The organism is Bacillus sp. HNG, assembly GCF_003400205.1.
In the GTDB taxonomy this organism is placed as follows: Bacteria; Bacillota; Bacilli; order Bacillales; family Bacillaceae_L; genus Ferdinandcohnia.
Map to the genome: position 1 here is coordinate 120083 of NZ_QUQV01000007.1, position 17108 is coordinate 137190.

Annotated in this window: 16 protein-coding genes and 1 riboswitch; of the genes, 15 read left to right on the forward strand and 1 reads right to left on the reverse strand. The window is 37.3% G+C overall.

The annotated features are described in order from the left end of the window. Window positions 1-44 precede the first annotated feature (44 nt). The 15 genes from DZB84_RS14200 to DZB84_RS14265 all read left to right on the forward strand — a co-directional run bounded on the left by DZB84_RS14200 (window position 45) and on the right by DZB84_RS14265 (window position 15575). On the forward strand, window positions 45-1367 hold the full coding sequence (locus DZB84_RS14200; RefSeq protein ID WP_116352927.1) for an O-acetylhomoserine aminocarboxypropyltransferase/cysteine synthase family protein: 1323 nt from the start codon (window positions 45-47) through the stop codon (window positions 1365-1367). 109 nt (window positions 1368-1476) lie between these two features. After that, window positions 1477-1583, forward strand: a riboswitch (SAM riboswitch). Window positions 1584-1709: 126 nt separating this feature from the next. After that, the gene (locus DZB84_RS14205; protein WP_116352928.1) at window positions 1710-2735 is read left to right on the forward strand and encodes a methionine ABC transporter ATP-binding protein; all 1026 of its coding nucleotides are present in this window, start codon (window positions 1710-1712) and stop codon (window positions 2733-2735) included. Then, window positions 2728-3432, forward strand: a complete 705-nt coding sequence (locus DZB84_RS14210) for a methionine ABC transporter permease (protein WP_116352929.1) — start codon at window positions 2728-2730, stop codon at window positions 3430-3432. Before DZB84_RS14205 ends, DZB84_RS14210 begins: the two co-directional genes overlap by 8 nt. 14 nt (window positions 3433-3446) lie before the next feature. Next, the gene (locus DZB84_RS14215) at window positions 3447-4286 is read left to right on the forward strand and encodes a MetQ/NlpA family ABC transporter substrate-binding protein (protein WP_116352930.1); all 840 of its coding nucleotides are present in this window, start codon (window positions 3447-3449) and stop codon (window positions 4284-4286) included. A 267-nt stretch (window positions 4287-4553) separates the two neighbouring features. Next, the gene (locus DZB84_RS24945) at window positions 4554-4706 is read left to right on the forward strand and encodes a YuzK family famiily protein (protein WP_189655252.1); all 153 of its coding nucleotides are present in this window, start codon (window positions 4554-4556) and stop codon (window positions 4704-4706) included. A gap of 396 nt (window positions 4707-5102) precedes the next feature. Further along, a complete protein-coding gene (gene sufC, locus DZB84_RS14220; protein WP_116352931.1) occupies window positions 5103-5888 on the forward strand; it encodes a Fe-S cluster assembly ATPase SufC in 786 nt (261 codons plus the stop codon). A gap of 17 nt (window positions 5889-5905) precedes the next feature. After that, on the forward strand, window positions 5906-7213 hold the full coding sequence (gene sufD / locus DZB84_RS14225) for a Fe-S cluster assembly protein SufD (RefSeq protein ID WP_116352932.1): 1308 nt from the start codon (window positions 5906-5908) through the stop codon (window positions 7211-7213). Continuing rightward, window positions 7213-8433, forward strand: coding sequence for a cysteine desulfurase (locus DZB84_RS14230; RefSeq protein ID WP_116352933.1), 1221 nt, complete (start codon window positions 7213-7215; stop codon window positions 8431-8433). The genes sufD and DZB84_RS14230 overlap by 1 nt, the downstream gene beginning before the upstream one ends. Continuing rightward, complete coding sequence (gene sufU, locus DZB84_RS14235) at window positions 8423-8869, forward strand: Fe-S cluster assembly sulfur transfer protein SufU (protein WP_116352934.1); 447 nt, start codon at window positions 8423-8425, stop codon at window positions 8867-8869. The genes DZB84_RS14230 and sufU overlap by 11 nt, the downstream gene beginning before the upstream one ends. 57 nt (window positions 8870-8926) lie before the next feature. After that, on the forward strand, window positions 8927-10324 hold the full coding sequence (gene sufB, locus DZB84_RS14240; protein WP_116352935.1) for a Fe-S cluster assembly protein SufB: 1398 nt from the start codon (window positions 8927-8929) through the stop codon (window positions 10322-10324). A gap of 587 nt (window positions 10325-10911) precedes the next feature. Further along, window positions 10912-12147 carry an ABC transporter substrate-binding protein gene (locus DZB84_RS14245; protein WP_116352936.1) on the forward strand — a complete coding sequence of 412 codons (1236 nt, stop codon included), beginning with the start codon at window positions 10912-10914 and terminating at the stop codon, window positions 12145-12147. A 119-nt stretch (window positions 12148-12266) separates the two neighbouring features. Then, window positions 12267-13127 (forward strand): branched-chain amino acid ABC transporter permease, encoded by an 861-nt coding sequence (locus DZB84_RS14250; protein WP_116352937.1) that lies wholly within the window; start codon window positions 12267-12269, stop codon window positions 13125-13127. After that, window positions 13128-14120, forward strand: a complete 993-nt coding sequence (locus DZB84_RS14255; protein WP_116352938.1) for a branched-chain amino acid ABC transporter permease — start codon at window positions 13128-13130, stop codon at window positions 14118-14120. It begins immediately after the preceding gene. Further along, window positions 14117-14872, forward strand: a complete 756-nt coding sequence (locus tag DZB84_RS14260) for an ABC transporter ATP-binding protein (protein WP_116352939.1) — start codon at window positions 14117-14119, stop codon at window positions 14870-14872. The genes DZB84_RS14255 and DZB84_RS14260 overlap by 4 nt, the downstream gene beginning before the upstream one ends. Next, entirely contained in the window at window positions 14865-15575 is a 711-nt protein-coding gene (locus tag DZB84_RS14265; protein WP_116352940.1) for an ABC transporter ATP-binding protein, read from the forward strand. The genes DZB84_RS14260 and DZB84_RS14265 overlap by 8 nt, the downstream gene beginning before the upstream one ends. A 265-nt stretch (window positions 15576-15840) precedes the next feature. On the opposite strand, the gene DZB84_RS14270 is transcribed toward DZB84_RS14265, so the two are convergent. Further along, window positions 15841-16635: an IclR family transcriptional regulator gene (locus DZB84_RS14270; protein ID WP_116352941.1), complete on the reverse strand. Its 795-nt coding sequence runs from the start codon at window positions 16633-16635 to the stop codon at window positions 15841-15843. Between the last annotated feature and the right edge of the window lie 473 nt (window positions 16636-17108).

A 17108-nucleotide genomic window follows, 5' to 3' on the forward strand; every position in this document is an offset into this window, starting at 1 on the left:
ATAAGCCTATATTTTTTATAAACAAAACAGAGGGAGAGATTCAAATGAGTGAGAAACAAAAAAACTATAGACCAGAGACAATCGCTGTCCATGGAGGTCTTGAAGCAGATCCAGTAACAGGGGCTAGAGCCGTACCAATTTATCAATCAAATGCATTTAAATTTAATACAACTGAACATGCAGCAAATCTATTTGGGCTTAAGGAAAATGGCTATATTTATACTCGTATTCATAACCCAACAACAACTGTTTTTGAAGAAAGAGTAGCACAATTAGAGGGTGGAGTTGGTGCATTAGCTGTTTCTAGTGGGATGGCCGCGATAACAACAGCTATTCTAAATATTGCTGGTGCAGGAGATGAGATTGTATCTGCTTCTACACTTTATGGTGGAACGTATAACTTATTCGCAAATACGCTACCTAAATATGGAATTAAGACGCATTTAGTTGAACCTACAAATCCAGAAAACTTCCGTCAAGCCATAACGCCAAATACAAAGGCGATTTTTGCTGAAACAATCGGAAATCCAAGCTTGGATATTCTTGATATTGAAGCAGTAGCAAATATTGCTCATGAAGCAGGAATTCCATTAATTATTGACAATACATTCGCCACACCATATCTATGTCGTCCAATTGAGCATGGAGCTGATATTGTTGTTCATTCTGCTACTAAGTGGTTACTAGGTAATGGAACAACAATGGGAGGTATTATTGTTGACGGTGGTAAATTTGATTGGAATTCACCAAAATTCCCTGGATTTACAACACCAGATCCAAGCTATCATGATTTAGTGTTTGCTGATGCTTTAGGACCTGTAGCTTATATCATTAAAGCCAGAGTCCAACTTCTTCGTGATTTAGGTCCAGCTTTAAGTCCTTTTAATTCATTCCAATTTAACCTAGGTCTTGAAACATTACACGTTCGTATGAAAGAGCATATTGCAAATACGAAAAAAGTTGTTTCATATCTTAAAAACCATCCAGGGGTTGAATGGGTACTGTATCCTGGTGAGGACGATCACCCGAATAAACAATTAGCTGATAAATACTTACCAAAAGGTGCAGGTTCAGTCGTAGTATTTGGTATCAAAGGTGGAAGAGAAGCTGGTGAGAAGCTAATTAATAATGTTGAGCTTTGGTCACATGTTGCAAACGTAGGTGACGCTAAGAGTTTAATTATTCATCCAGCAAGCACAACACACCAGCAATTAAGCCCGGAAGATTTAAAGTTGTCTGGTGTGTCTGAAGACTTAGTTCGCTTATCTGTTGGAATCGAAAATATTGAAGATATTTTAGAAGATTTAGAGCAAGCCATTAAAGTAGCAAATGGAACAAGTTCAGTTTCACCATTGCCTACTGCTTAAGTTTTACTTTGGTACATTAGTCACAACTTTTTCATTGACACCTTAAATGACAGATGATAAGATAAGTTTCGTGTTATTTAGGACGATATTACAAGTAAATATATGATGACTCTTATTTAGAGCGGTGGAGGGATGTGCCCGATGAAACCCAGCAACCGTCAACATTTGTTGAAAAGGTGCCAATTCACACAAAGCAAAAGCTTTGGAAGATGAGAGGAAGGAATTACTGAATTGTGCCTTTCTGCTCGCTGTTGCAGAAAGGCTTTTTCAATTATTTCCGTTAATTATTTACTATATCGCATAAACTAAACATAGTTTTCTTGGGATAGAAGGTGTGACTACGTGATAACACTAAAAAATGTGACAAAGATATATAAAACAAAAGCAAATACTGTAACAGCCGTTAACGATATTGATTTGGAAATTAATGAAGGCGAAATCTTTGGTATTATCGGCTATAGTGGAGCAGGAAAAAGCTCGCTTATCCGTTTGCTGAACGGACTTGAAACCCCAACTGAGGGATCAGTTTCAGTTGCCGGTCATAATATCACTTCCGTTAAAGGAAAAGCGTTACGTGATGCGCGTAAAGAAATAAGTATGATCTTTCAACACTTTAACCTTTTATGGTCACGAACCGTGAGGGAAAATATTTCATTTCCCCTTGAAATCGCAAAAGTTCCAAAAGCCAAACGGGAAGAACGAGTTACAGAACTTATTAAGCTGGTAGGTTTAGAAGGAAGAGAAGATGCATATCCTTCACAGCTCAGTGGTGGTCAAAAGCAAAGGGTAGGAATCGCACGAGCACTTGCAAACAACCCTAAGGTCTTGCTTTGTGATGAAGCAACATCTGCGTTGGACCCACAAACAACTGACTCGATATTGGACTTGCTTGTCGATATCAATGAACGTTTAGGATTAACGATTGTGTTAATAACACATGAAATGCATGTTATACGTAAAATCTGTCACCGTGTTGCCGTGATGGAAAATGGAGCGATTGTTGAGCAAGGCCGAGTTCTGGATGTATTTAAAAAGCCACAAGCTCTTATAACAAAACGTTTCGTGCAACAAGTGACAGAGCCTGAAGAAACAAAAGAAATGATTGAGCATTTGCTTGAACGTTATCCAAATGGAAGAGTGGTTCAGCTCACTTTTGTTGGGGAAGATGCTGAAAAACCATTGATTACTTCTTTAATCCGAGACTTTAAAATTGAAGTGAATATTTTACAAGGAAAGATTTCACAAACCCAAAATGGCTCTTATGGTACATTATTTATTCATCTTGCTGGTGAACTGAACGAAGTCACTTCAGCCATTGAATTTATTCGGGAACAACGAGTAGAAGCTGAGGTGATTGAAAATGCTTGAACAATTCCAAGAACTTCTTAAGTGGGAAAAACAGGTTAAAGATTACCAAACATTGAATTGGGGAAATCTTTGGGAAGCAACCCAAGAGACCTTATATATGACCGGGATTTCAGTTCTTGCAACCTTTATAATAGGTCTATTTCTGGGCTTGGTTCTCTTTTTAACAGATAAAGGAAATGCGTGGGAAAATTCTGTCGTAAATCGAATTGTATCCGCACTAGTTAATATTTTTCGATCCATACCATTTATAATTCTTATTGTATTATTAATACCTTTTACGAAAATTGTAATGGGGTCAATGCTAGGGCCTAATGCTGCATTACCATCTTTAATTATAGGTTCGGCACCGTTTTACGCAAGAATGGTTGAAATTGCTTTGCGCGAGATAGATAAAGGTGTAATTGAGGCTTCTCATTCTATGGGAGCAACTAACTCGACTATTATTTTTAAAGTGTTAATTCCAGAATCCCTACCAGCCTTAATATCAGGGATTACAGTTACTGCGATTTCATTAGTAGGCTTCACTGCGATGGCCGGTGTTATTGGTGCTGGTGGATTAGGTCATTTTGCTTATCTATATGGTTTCCAAAGTAACAAACCAGTCATTACATTTATTGCCACAATTGCGATATTAATTTTAGTATTTATTATTCAATTTGTGGGTGATTATTTTACAAAACAAACAGACAAGAGATAACAGGAGGAACACAAATGAAAAAATTATTTTTTGTATTATTAATTGGACTACTAACCCTTACATTAGCTGCTTGTGGATCAAGTGATGAGTCAAACAAGGGCGACTCAAAAGACGCAGAAGGCAATAAAGAATTAGTCGTTGGTGCATCAGCAGTTCCACATGCCGAAGTACTTGAACAAGCAAAACCTTTATTAAAAGAAAAGGGAATTGACCTTAAAATTGAAGTGTTTACAGATTATATTTTGCCGAACGTAGCACTTCATGAAAAAGAACTTGATGCAAACTACTTTCAAACACCAGGTTATTTAGATTTGCAATTAGAGGAAAATCCAGATTTTGATTTTGTAAGTGTTGGAGAAATTCATAAAGAACCAATTGGAATCTATTCTAAAAAATACAGTAGTTTAAAAGAGCTTCCTGATGGAGCCAAAATCATCATGAGCAACTCATTTAGTGACCATGGACGTATTTTACCGATTTTTGAAAAAGAAGGTGTCATCAAACTTAAAGAGGGTGTTGGTGACCAAGCAAGAGTGGAAGATATCATCGAAAATCCAAAAAATCTAGATTTCTCAACATTGATTGAAGCAAAGCTTCTTGCTACTTCATTTGAAAATGGTGAAGGCGACGCAGTTGTAATTAACACAAACTATGCACTTGAGGGTGGCGTAAATATCGCTGAGGATGGGATTGCCTTTGAAGGGGACGATGTGGTTCCTGCAAACTTAGTCGTTGTTAACAAAGGTGACGAAGACCGTGAGGAAATTAAGGCATTAGTTGAAGTATTAAAATCAGATGAAATTCAGAAGTTTATTGAAGAAAAATATGCTGGTGCGGTTACTACAGTAAAATAATTTTTGAAAAAAGCTTGCCAATTGGTAAGCTTTTTTCAATTCTTGAATATTCGGGAGGAATACAAAGGAATCTGCCTTAATTCTTTATCTCGTGTTTATCATAATCCCAAACAGCTAAATAAGAATGGGTAGCTTAAAATACTGCATTTTCTCACCATTGTGATAAAAAGTTGGTAGTGTTACCATTATAACCGTGTTAACATAACACGATAAAAAAGAAGGGATTGGTTCATTATCAATCGAATCCGTTTAAATTATACGGGCGAAATGGAAAAGGCAATGCATCAGGCACATGGAATTGGCTATGAGGACTACTGTCGAAAATTCAAGGAACGTTTACGGGTCGAGAAAAACCGTGAACAAGAATATAAACAAGGTCGAATGATTGTAGCTCAACATGACCGAAAAGTTCATTTTTAAATAGATAATCGGACGAAGACCCAGTGCCCAACACTGGGTTTTTATATAGAATGAATTCACTAAATGAGTGAAAAATAAGCCAAGGGATAAAAGCGAAAGCGGTAATCCCCTTCTTCCTTACATATCTTATTAATTTATGTTATCTTAATGATGGACAAGTTTTAAGGAAGAAACATCTTACTTAAGGTCTTATTATCATTCTCAAAAAATGATTGAAATTCATAATCAATAATCAATCATCTCATTGTCAAAAATGTAATCTTATTCCCAATGTGTAAAGGTTGATAACACTTTGAATTTGTTATAAGATTGTAATGAGAATAAAATGAGAATAGAGTTTTGACGTTATTTGTCAATTCTATACAAAATATTTTTTGTCTAATGGAGGTAGTAGTTATGGCAGGATCTACTTTAGTAATAAAAGATCTTCATGTCGAAATCGAAGGCAAGGAGATTTTAAAGGGAGTAAACCTTGAAATAAAAGGCGGAGAAATTCACGCAATCATGGGACCGAATGGTACAGGTAAATCAACATTATCATCTGCAATCATGGGTCATCCTAAATATGAGGTTACAAGTGGTAGCGTTACTTTAGATGGAGAAGATGTATTGGAAATGGAAGTTGATGAGCGTGCACGCGCTGGTCTTTTCTTAGCCATGCAATATCCAAGTGAAATCAGTGGTGTTACAAATGCTGACTTCCTTCGTTCTGCAATTAATGCACGTCGCGAAGAAGGCGATGAAATCTCACTAATGAAATTCATCCGTACGATGGATAAAAACATGGAGTTCTTAGAGATGGATCCTGATATGGCTCAACGTTACCTAAACGAAGGCTTCTCAGGTGGAGAGAAGAAACGTAATGAAATCCTACAATTAATGATGATACAGCCTAAAATTGCAATCCTTGATGAGATTGATTCAGGGCTTGACATTGATGCATTGAAGGTTGTTTCTAAAGGAATCAATGAAATGCGCGGAGAAGAGTTTGGTTGCTTAATCATCACTCACTACCAACGCTTACTTAACTATATTACACCAGATAAAGTACATGTTATGATGCAAGGACGCATTGTAAAATCTGGTGGTCCAGAGCTTGCACAACGTCTAGAAGCAGAAGGATATGATTGGATCAAGAAAGAACTAGGAATTGAAGATGAAACTGTAGATCAAGAAGCGTAAGCGTTAGGAGGATTATTATGACAATCGATACGAAATTACCATTTGATAAAGATTATGTCAGAGGTTTTTCGTCTTCTCTTGGTGAACCAAGTTGGCTACAGGATCTTCGCTTACAGGCTCTTGAAAAAGCAGAAGACCTTCCAATGCCAAGACCAGATAAAACAAAAATTGATAAATGGAACTTTACTCAATTTGCAAACCATGTTGTAGAAAGTGCTCCATATCAATCAATTGACGAATTACCTGAAGAAATTAAATCTTTAATTCATGTTGAAGAAGAAAAGAATATATATATTCAACGTAACAATACACCAGCGTTTTTATCTCTTACTGAAGATGTAAAAGCAAGTGGCGTTATTTTCACAGATATTCATACAGCTGCTCGTGAACACGGTGAACTTCTTCAAAAATACTTTATGACAGAAGCTGTTAAGGTTGACGAACATCGCCTTACTGCATTACATGCTGCATTAGTAAATGGTGGTGCATTCGTTTACGTACCTAAAAATGTTGAAGTATCCGTTCCAATTCATGCTGTATTTATTCAAGAAAATGGTGACGCAGCTACTTTTAACCATGTAATTGTTGTGGCAGAAGATAATAGTTCCGTAACTTATGTCGAAAACTATATTTCAACAACAAACTCTGCTAATACAGTTGTAAATATTGTATCTGAGGTAATTACAGGTGCAAATGCGAAGGTAACCTACGGTGCCGTAGATGCTTTAGCTACTGGAAATACAACTTATGTTACTCGTCGTGGAGTAATCGGTCGTGATAGTAAAATCGAATGGGCTCTTGGGCTCATGAATGATGGTGATACGATCTCAGAAAACATTACGAATTTAGTTGGTGATGGTTCGTTAGCAGATACGAAGACAGTAGTTGTTGGACGTGGTGAACAAAAGCAAAACTTCACTACAAGAATTACACACTATGGTAAAAATTCAGAAGGTTATATTTTAAAACATGGTGTTATGAAAGACAGCGCCAGCTCGATCTTTAATGGTATTGGGCATATTGAACATGGTGCTTCCAAATCAAATGCAGAACAAGAATCAAGAGTATTGATGCTTAGCGAAAAAGCTCGTGGAGATGCAAACCCAATTTTACTTATTGACGAAGATGATGTAACAGCAGGTCACGCTGCATCTGTTGGTAGGGTTGACCCAGTACAATTATATTATTTAATGAGCCGTGGTATTCCGCAGAAGGAAGCTGAGCGCTTAGTTATCCATGGTTTCCTTGCACCAGTTGTAAATCAACTTCCTATTGAAGGTGTTAAAAAACAACTAGTTGAGGTAATCGAAAGGAAAGTAAGATAATGAATATCCATGATATTCGTTCCATGTTCCCTATCTTAGAGCAAGAAGTAAATGGAAAGCCACTTGTCTATTTGGACAGTGCTGCTACATCTCAAAAACCGGTTCAGGTTATTGAAACGATGGATCGCTACTATCGAGAATATAATTCGAATGTACACCGCGGGGTTCATACCCTTGGAACAAAAGCAACTGATGCTTATGAAAATGCGCGCGAAAAGGTTCGTAAATTCATCAATGCATCCTCTATTCAAGAGATTATTTTTACCCGGGGAACAACAACTGCAATGAATACAATTGCAGAAAGCTATGGGCGTGATAATCTTAAAGAGGGCGATGAAATTGTCATCACCTACATGGAACACCATGCCAATATTATTCCTTGGCAGCAAATTGCAAAACGCACTGGTGCAAAATTGAAATACATTCCTTTACAAGAGGATGGCTCAATTGATTTGAAGGATGTTGAAGCCACTGTTACAAATCAAACGAAGATTGTATCAGTCACAATGGTTTCGAACGTTCTAGGAGCAATCAATCCTATTAAAGAAATTACCGAAATTGCACATCGAAACGGAGCAATCATGGTTGTTGATGGTGCACAAGCTGCTCCACATATGAAAATTGACGTGAGAGATCTGGGTTGTGACTTTCTTGCTTTTTCAGGTCATAAAATGTGTGGACCAACTGGCATCGGTGTTTTATACGGAAAGAAAGCTTTGCTCGAAAAAATGGAGCCAGTTGAAACTGGCGGTGAAATGATCGATTTCGTTGACCTTTACGAATCGACATGGAAAGAGCTTCCTTGGAAATTTGAAGCTGGAACACCAATCATCGCTGGAGCAATTGGATTAGGTGCTGCAATTGACTTTTTAGAGGATATTGGTCTTGATCAAATCCTAGAGCATGAGCATAATCTAGCAAATTATGCAATGGAACGATTGTCTCAAGTTGAGGGTCTAACGATTTATGGACCTAAACATCGTGCAGGACTTGTCACCTTCAATATTGATGATGTTCATCCACATGATGTTGCAACAGTCTTAGATGCAGATGGAATCGCGGTAAGAGCAGGACATCACTGTGCGCAGCCTTTAATGAAATGGTTGAAGGTATCAGCTACAGCTCGTGCAAGTTTTTACCTCTACAATACAGAGCAAGAAATTGATAAACTAGTTGAAGGACTCATAAAAACAAAGGAGTATTTCAGCAATGGATTCTAACATAAATCTTGATACCTTGTACCGACAGGTGATAATGGATCATTATAAAAAGCCGAGAAATCGTGGAGTTATTCAAGAGGGTGCATTAACAATCGACATGAACAACCCAACCTGTGGAGACCGTATTCATCTTACTTTAAAAGTGGATGATGGGATTGTTCAAGACGCAAAATACGATGGTGAGGGTTGTTCGATCTCTATGTCATCCGCATCCATGATGACTCAAGCGATTAAAGGTAAAAAAATTGAAGATGCATTAAAAATGTCACAAATCTTCTCAGAAATGATGCTTGGAAATGAATATGATGATAGCATTGATTTAGGAGACATTGAAGCACTTCAGGGCGTTTCAAAATTCCCAGCACGTATAAAATGTGCAACCTTAGCTTGGAAAGCAATGGAAAAGGGATTTAAGAACGAGCAAAATGAATCGTAAGTAACCTCTCGTAGATTTTATATCGAGAGACCCTTACAGAGAATGGAGTGAAGTAGAATGGCAAAGAAAATGCCTGAAATTGGCGATTATAAATATGGCTTTGCAGATAAAGACGTTTCCATCTTCCGTTCAAAACGTGGTTTAACAAAAGAAATTGTTGAAGAAATTTCCCGCATGAAGGAAGAGCCACAATGGATGTTAGACTTCCGTCTTAAATCCTTAGAGCATTTCTACAGCAAACCAATGCCACAATGGGGTGGAGACTTAAATAGCTTAAACTTTGATGAGATTACGTATTACGTAAAACCATCTGAGAAATCTGAAAAGTCTTGGGATGAAGTACCAGAAGAAATCAAAGCTACTTTTGATAAATTAGGTATTCCTGAAGCTGAACAAAAATACCTTGCTGGTGTTTCTGCTCAGTACGAATCAGAGGTTGTTTACCATAACATGAAGGAAGACCTTGAAGCTCTTGGAATCGTATTTAAGGATACAGATTCAGCTCTTAAAGAAAATGAAGATATTTTCCGTGAGCATTGGGCAACTGTAATTCCTCCAACTGATAACAAGTTCGCTGCATTGAACTCAGCTGTTTGGTCTGGTGGCTCATTCATCTACGTACCACCTGGTATCAAAGTTGATACACCACTTCAAGCTTACTTCCGTATCAACTCTGAAAACATGGGTCAATTTGAGCGTACATTGATCATCGTTGATGAAGGTGCAAGCGTACACTATGTTGAAGGTTGTACAGCACCTGTATACACAACAAACTCACTTCACAGTGCGGTAGTTGAGATTATTGTTAAAAAAGATGCGTATTGCCGTTATACGACCATTCAAAACTGGGCAAATAATGTTTACAACTTAGTTACAAAACGTACTGTTGTTGAAGAAAATGGAACAATGGAATGGATTGATGGTAATATCGGTTCTAGGTTAACTATGAAATACCCAGCATGTATCCTTAAAGGTGAAGGAGCTCGTGGTATGACACTTTCTATCGCGATCGCTGGTAAAGGCCAACACCAAGATGCTGGTGCAAAAATGCTGCATCTTGCGCCAAATACTACATCATCGATTGTCTCGAAATCAATTGCAAAACATGGCGGTAAAGTAACTTACCGTGGTGTTGTCCACTTTGGTCGAAGAGCAGAAGGTGCGCGTTCAAACATCGAATGTGATACATTAATTATGGATAATCAATCTACTTCTGATACAATTCCATATAATGAAATTTTAAATGATAATATTTCATTAGAGCACGAAGCAAAGGTATCAAAGGTATCTGAAGAACAATTATTCTATCTAATGAGCCGTGGTATTTCAGAACAAGAAGCGACTGAAATGATTGTAATGGGCTTCATCGAGCCATTTACAAAAGAGCTTCCAATGGAATACGCAGTTGAAATGAACCGCTTGATCAAGTTCGAAATGGAAGGTTCTATCGGTTAATAAACAGCTTAAAATTGTCGTTCTACAAGGCAAGGGGAAACCCTTGCCTTTTTGTAAGATAGTATAAAGTTTGGGGTCTACCACGGTCATTTGGACTGTGGATTTTTTTATGGAATGGAAAATTTATTTGCTGCATGGATTTATTATCCGGTATTACAGTTGAGTGATCTTGTACCACATATTAAAGAACCGCATTGATTGTATTTTTTTGATTTTTGCGGATTATCGTTTCATTTATTCTAGTAAGTAAACCTGACCTGTTTTTTATTTTACCCAGCCTTTGCTAGAGTTGCGGACTGATAGAACAAGGAAATTGCTAAAGAAATTTGAAAAATCACCTTTATATCAAGGTGGTTTTTTATTTTTTTATAAAAAAATTAATAAGTTGCGTATAGCGGAACAAGGGTGTTGCAGTAGGAACAAAGTCAGATTAACATCGAGTTAGATAGAAAAATCAGAACATTTCGAGAAAGGTGTTGAAAGCGAAAAGGAGGTATTGTCATATTTCATAAAACAAATATGTAAGCGTTTAAAAAGGTAGTTTTGAAATAGTAACCAATTTTTAATCACAAAAGGGGGAATTGAAAATGGAGAAAAAGAAAACGAAGTCAAAATGGAAATTAATTTGCCTGCTTCTTGTAACAATGATGCTTTTTGTTGCAGGCTGCGGAGGGGAAAAACAAAAATCTACCTCAACTGGGGAGAAACCTCAATCAGCAGAAGGAGAAACAATTAAAATTGGTTTTGTCCTTTCCTTCACGGGTCCATTGGCACCATTATCCGACAGTATTAAAGAAGGGTTCGAACTATATTTAGAGGAACATGGTGGAAAATTAGGCGGTAAAAATGTAGAGCTTAAATTTGAAGATGACGAAGGAAATCCACAAGTTGGTTTAAGAAAATATCGTCAATTAGTTCATAGTGAAAAAGTAGACCTTCTAGTTGGAACAACTAACTCATCTATCGCTCTTGCATTACGTGATGAAGTAAATAAAGACCAAATTCCAATGATTATACCAAACGCAGCAGCAGACGATCTTAACTGGGGTAAAAAGAGTGATTATGTATACCGTGTTTCTTGGTCTAACTGGCAAAATGGATACGCTCTTGGGGAGTATGTAGCAGAAAATGTTGGTAAAAAAGCGGTTATTATGGGTTCTGATTTCCCTGCTGGTATTGAAGTGTTAAGATCCTTTAAGGCTGCCTATGAAGAAGCGGGCGGTGAAGTAATAAAAGAACTTTATCCGAAATTAGGGACAAATGACTTTTCTACTTATTTACAGGAAGCATCTAGTCTGGAGCCAGATGTAATCTATTCCTTCTTTGCTGGTAGTGACGGTATTCGTTATATTCAACAATACAAGGAATTTGGTTTAAAAGATAAAATACCAATGTCTGGAACATTAGAGTTTGGTGATTTACTAATGTTAGAGCCTACTGGAGATGGTTCGGAAGGATATCTTGCTGGAACCGTATACTCACCTTGGTTGGAGAATGATTTAAACAAAAAATTTGTTGAAGCTTATGAAAAGAAATACGGAAAGCTTCCAAATACGTTCTCTGTTAATGGATATGACTCAGCAACAGTTATTGACAAAGCTCTAGCTGCAGCAGGCAGCGTAGAAGCAGAAAAGTTAATCAAAGAATTACCAGGTATTTCTTATGATAGTCCACGCGGACCAAGTACAATTGATGAAAAAACGCATAACATTATTCAGAATATCTATATTACGAAAAATGTGATGAAAGATGGAAAACTTGTTCCTCAGGTAATTGAAACAAAAGAAAAAGTAACAATGCCGGAAACATCACCATTTGAATAATGGTTACTAAAAAATTCCGATAAACTAAATAAATGGGGCTGTCCAAAAAGACAACCCCATTTATTCATTAAAAAACTGATTATTCTACTACATTTTTAAAGGAAGAGAGGGGAGAGTCCTTGGATATAATTCTAGTTCAACTTATAACGGGTATTGCATATGGAATGCTGTACTTTATGATTGCAGCAGGGCTAACGATTATTCTAGGCGTTATGAATGTTGTCAATCTATCTCATGGAGCACTATTTATGCTAGGATCCTATTTGGCCTTTACCTTTATCAGCAATGGGATTAACTTTTGGTTTGCACTACTATTATCCGCTATTTCAGTAGGGATATTTGGTTATATCCTTGAAAAAGTATTAATCAAACGTGTTTATGGAAAAGTGCTGCAGCAAGTGTTGCTGACATTTGGTTTAATGCTAGTTATTGCAGACTCAGTTAAGTGGATTTGGGGAACAGAAATGCAATTAATTCCAGCACCTGCAATTCTTAATTTGTCCATCCCAATTGGGGATATGGCATTCCCGGTATTTCGTTTATTTGTCGTATTTGTTGGTATTTTATTAGCCGGTTTACTATGGTATTTAGAAGCAAAGACACGTGTAGGCGCAGTCATTCGTGCAGGGGTAGATGACCGCGCAATGGTTAGTGCTCTTGGTATTAATGTAGGAGTTGTATTTACAGGTGTATTTATCTTTGGAGCAGCCTTAGCTGGATTTAGTGGTGTTTTAGGTGGACCACTCTTAGGTATGTATACAGGAATGGATGCTGAGATCCTTATCACATCCTTAATAGTTGTTGTTATAGGTGGTTTAGGTTCATGGAAGGGATCGTTTATTGGTGCATTAATTATTGGGGTATTAGAAATATTTGGAAAAGTTTGGTTCCCATCCTTATCCATGCTCATTGTATTCTTAATCATGATGGTTATATTAATCATTCGCCCTCAAGGTCTATTTGGAAGAGAGGTGGCATAATTGAAGAAAAATATTCTTTATGCTGTATTACTTCTCCTCGTCGTTTTCATAGTGCCGCAAGTACTTTCTGATTTTGGAACGAATTTAACAACTGAAATTTTTATTATGGCCATGTTCGCCATGAGCTTAGGACTAATTATGGGCTATGCTGGTCTAGATTCCTTAGGGCATGCTGCCTTTTTTGGAATTGGTGCCTATTCTGTTGCATTAATCGGGCAGTTTGTGACTAATACGTATTTAATCATTATTATCGCGGTTCTAATTGCTGGATTGCTTGCATTGATTACTGGGGCAGTATTTATTCGTACTTCTCAATTCTACTTTCTTATGATTACGCTTGCCTTTAGCCAATTGATATTTACTCTATTTTGGCAAATGAAGGATATAACAGGTGGAGCGGATGGGATGACTGTTTCCGCTATTATGAATCTGGGGTTTGGTGACATATTTGATCCACAAACGATGTATTATGTGATGGGAATTATTTTTGTCGCTGTCTTTATTTTACTAAGATTATTCGTTGAATCTCCAGCAGGAAAAATCACGAAAGGCGTCATGGAAAATGAAGGACGTATGAGGGCACTTGGCTATGACGTTCGTGTTTATAAACTATTAGCCTATACCCTTTCTGGAGCATTAGCAGGGTTTGCTGGGTCACTTTATTCCTTCTATAACGTTTTCGTTTCTCCAGAGTTATCTGGTTGGCTGTTCTCTGGTCAAGTAATGATCATGGTTATCATTGGGGGCGTAGGAACATTGCTTGGACCAGCGATTGGAGCAGGTGTATTCATCTTTCTACAAAACTTTATCAGTACCTATACGGAAAGATGGCCATTGATTTTGGGTGCCATTCTCATCTTCCTTGTCCTACTTGGAAAAGGCGGAGTCATCCAGTGGTTGAAATTAGGTGTCGATATGATTTTTAAAAGAAAACCCAAAAATAATCAGGTTTCCTCTACTAATCAATCAGAAAAGGAGGAGGTTATCAGTTGAGCTTACTAAAAGTAGATAAAATCAATAAATCATTTGGAACCCTACAAGTACTACATGATGTATCATTGGAAGTAGAGCCAGGCGAACGCCATGTTATCATTGGTCCAAATGGTGCTGGGAAAACAACTCTTTTTAATTCTATTACAAACCATCTTCCGATTACTTCAGGAACGGTGCATTTTGAAGGGAAAGATATTACAAATCTTCCTGCCCATAGATTAGTTCATTTGGGGATGTCACGAACATTTCAAAAGAATAATTTATTTGGTGATTTAACGGTGGAAGAGAATATTCATCTTGCCTTGGCAGCCAGGAAAAAATATCGTCATGATATATGGTTTTCCCTAACTAGTCGTTCTGATATAAAAAAAGAAACAAATGAGATATTAGAAGAATGGAAGATAACTCATCGCCGTGATGTGAAAATAAACAATCTATCCTATGGGGAACAACGTTTACTAGAAGTACTATTGGCGATGGCTAGTAAACCAAAGCTTCTTTTATTAGATGAACCAACATCAGGAATGTCTCCAGCAGAAACAACTCAAACTTCTGAGATGATTCAAAGACTGCCACGCTCGATGGCGTTAGTAGTAATTGAACATGATATGGACGTAGTCTTTGCAATTGCAGATCGAATTACTGTACTTCATCATGGCGAGCCAATTTTAACTGGTGCTCCTGAAGAAGTGAGAAATAGCGATATGGTAAAGGAAATTTACTTCGGTGGAGGGGCGAAAAAACATGCTTGAGTTACAAGATGTTCATTCCTATTATGGAACAAGTCATATCCTTCAAGGGGTTACATTTAACGTGCCAGAGGGAAAATGTGTCGCACTTTTGGGGCGAAATGGAGCAGGAAAAACAACAACGATTCATACTATATCTGGTCTCGTTAAATCAAAACGCGGTACCATCACTTTTAAAGATAAACAAGTACAAGCTTTACCAACACACCAAATTACTCGTCATGGCATTGGCTTAGTACCACAAGGAAGAAGAATATTTCCTTCCCTCACCATTAAAGAAAATTTAACGATGCCTGCTCGCAAAGGAAAAGGAAATAGTAAAGCAGTAAACTGGGATATCGATAAGGTTTATGAACTATTCCCAATTCTTAAGGAACGCGAAAATAATATGGGTACGCAGCTATCCGGTGGACAGCAGCAAATGCTGGCAATTGGACGGGCATTGATGACTAATCCGCAGTTTCTTTTAATGGATGAGCCATCTGAAGGACTCGCCCCGGTTATTATTGATCAAGTGGGTGAGATTGTGAGTAGGCTAAAAGAGACCGGACTTTCGATATTAATGGTTGAGCAAAATATTTCACTTGCCTGCCAGGTAGCGGATGAGATCTTAATCATGAACAAGGGTACGATTGTTTGGAATGGTACACCAGATGAATTGTTAGAAAATAAGGACATTCAGCATAAATATTTGGGAGTTTCGTAGCTTCCAAAAAAGGTAGACTCAATCTTGAGTCTACCTTTTGTATAATGTATCCCTAATTTTTTTGAAGAAAATAATCATAGATCCTTATATATTGGAGAGAATGTCGACTAAAAACTTAAATAGATACTACAATCAACATCTTCTATAGAAAATTGGCGAGTACTGGCTTTACCAATTCCTCCACTGCCTCCTGGAATAGACGCTTTATTACCAACTAACAGCAAATCCATAAAGCACCCATATAGATAAGAGACGTTCTAAAAATCTACCTGATCTCCAGAAACCGCTTATCATATCCTAATCGTTCAGATGCTTCATTGCTTGCATTCACAACTTTTTTTGCAATATCAGGTACCTTATAGTCTGGCATACGTTGAAGAGGTCCAACTACATTTATAGCAGAGACTACTTTCCCTGTATAATCACGGATAGGTGCTGAAACGGATCTTGTTCCTTCGGTTAATTCCTCAGTACTGATTGCATATCCTCTTTCTCGGATTACCTGCATTTCTTTCCGCAACTCATCGGGATCTGTAATACTTTTGCTTGTATAAGCATGCAGCCCACGTTCGATTACCTTTTCGACAAGATTACTTTCATTATAAGCAAGTAGGACTTTCCCTGAGCTTGTGCAGTAAGCAGGGTTTTTTCTTCCAAGATGGGTAAGGATTCGAACTGGATGACTGCATTCCTCCTTATGAATATAGATTGTATCCGTACCATCCAGAATTGATAAATGTGCGGTTTCCCCGGTATCGTTCACTAATTTATGTAGCAGGGGGGCTGCTTCTTTATGAATTTCCAAGTGATTCGTAACAATCCCACCTAAAGTTAATACGGATAATCCAAGTTTGTACTTTCCAGTGCTTTTTTCTTTTACTACAAAACCTTCATGGGCTAGTGTAGTAAGCAAACGACTTACTGTGCTTTTCGCTAGACCGAGAGATTCTGAAAGATCACTCACCTTTTGTGTTGGTTCAAAAGTAGAAAAGCTTTTGAGAATACGTAGTGCATTACTGACGGATGAGAGAATTTGTGGATTATTTCTTTCCTTAGACATTTTCTATTCCCCTTTCGTGAGTAGTTCCATATAGTGGAAGTTTTAAGTGAGTAATTTAGCTAAGATAAAAATTGTTTATGTTCTAAATATTCTATCATTTATATCTGATTGTGTACATGAAAACGGTAACATTCATCTTTTTTATGGAATTTTCTTTCTTTTTTTTAAAAAATCTCCCCTGTTTCCACATAAAGGGATTTAGCACTTTGTAAATACGGAAACGGGTACGGTGGTGGCTTTATACCGAAACTTGTTCTTTTTATATGAAAGAGAGACAAATGATTAAACCAAGGTAATAATTTTTTGAGTTATTTTAATTTTTTAACTATTGTTCCACATAGAGGAATCTAGCGCTTTTGTTTGCATTTTCACGGTCATATAATAGGAACTAGAACAGGAACAAAATCCTGCAAGCCGAAGAATCCATATTTTTGTCTGATAAATTATTTAAATAATGGTAGAAAAAATGTAAG

Bases quoted from the DNA above. Each gene is read 5' to 3' on its own strand.
- DZB84_RS14200 (WP_116352927.1), top strand. From the start codon at position 45: ATGAGTGAGAAACAAAAAAACTATAGACCAGAGACAATCGCTGTCCAT.
- DZB84_RS14210 (WP_116352929.1), top strand. From the start codon at position 2,728: ATGCTTGAACAATTCCAAGAACTTCTTAAGTGGGAAAAACAGGTTAAA.
- DZB84_RS14215 (WP_116352930.1), top strand. From the start codon at position 3,447: ATGAAAAAATTATTTTTTGTATTATTAATTGGACTACTAACCCTTACA.
- DZB84_RS24945 (WP_189655252.1), top strand. From the start codon at position 4,554: ATGGAAAAGGCAATGCATCAGGCACATGGAATTGGCTATGAGGACTAC.
- sufC (WP_116352931.1), top strand. From the start codon at position 5,103: ATGGCAGGATCTACTTTAGTAATAAAAGATCTTCATGTCGAAATCGAA.
- sufD (WP_116352932.1), top strand. From the start codon at position 5,906: ATGACAATCGATACGAAATTACCATTTGATAAAGATTATGTCAGAGGT.
- DZB84_RS14230 (WP_116352933.1), top strand. From the start codon at position 7,213: ATGAATATCCATGATATTCGTTCCATGTTCCCTATCTTAGAGCAAGAA.
- sufU (WP_116352934.1), top strand. From the start codon at position 8,423: ATGGATTCTAACATAAATCTTGATACCTTGTACCGACAGGTGATAATG.
- sufB (WP_116352935.1), top strand. From the start codon at position 8,927: ATGGCAAAGAAAATGCCTGAAATTGGCGATTATAAATATGGCTTTGCA.
- DZB84_RS14245 (WP_116352936.1), top strand. From the start codon at position 10,912: ATGGAGAAAAAGAAAACGAAGTCAAAATGGAAATTAATTTGCCTGCTT.
- DZB84_RS14265 (WP_116352940.1), top strand. From the start codon at position 14,865: ATGCTTGAGTTACAAGATGTTCATTCCTATTATGGAACAAGTCATATC.
- DZB84_RS14270 (WP_116352941.1), bottom strand. From the start codon at position 16,635: ATGTCTAAGGAAAGAAATAATCCACAAATTCTCTCATCCGTCAGTAAT.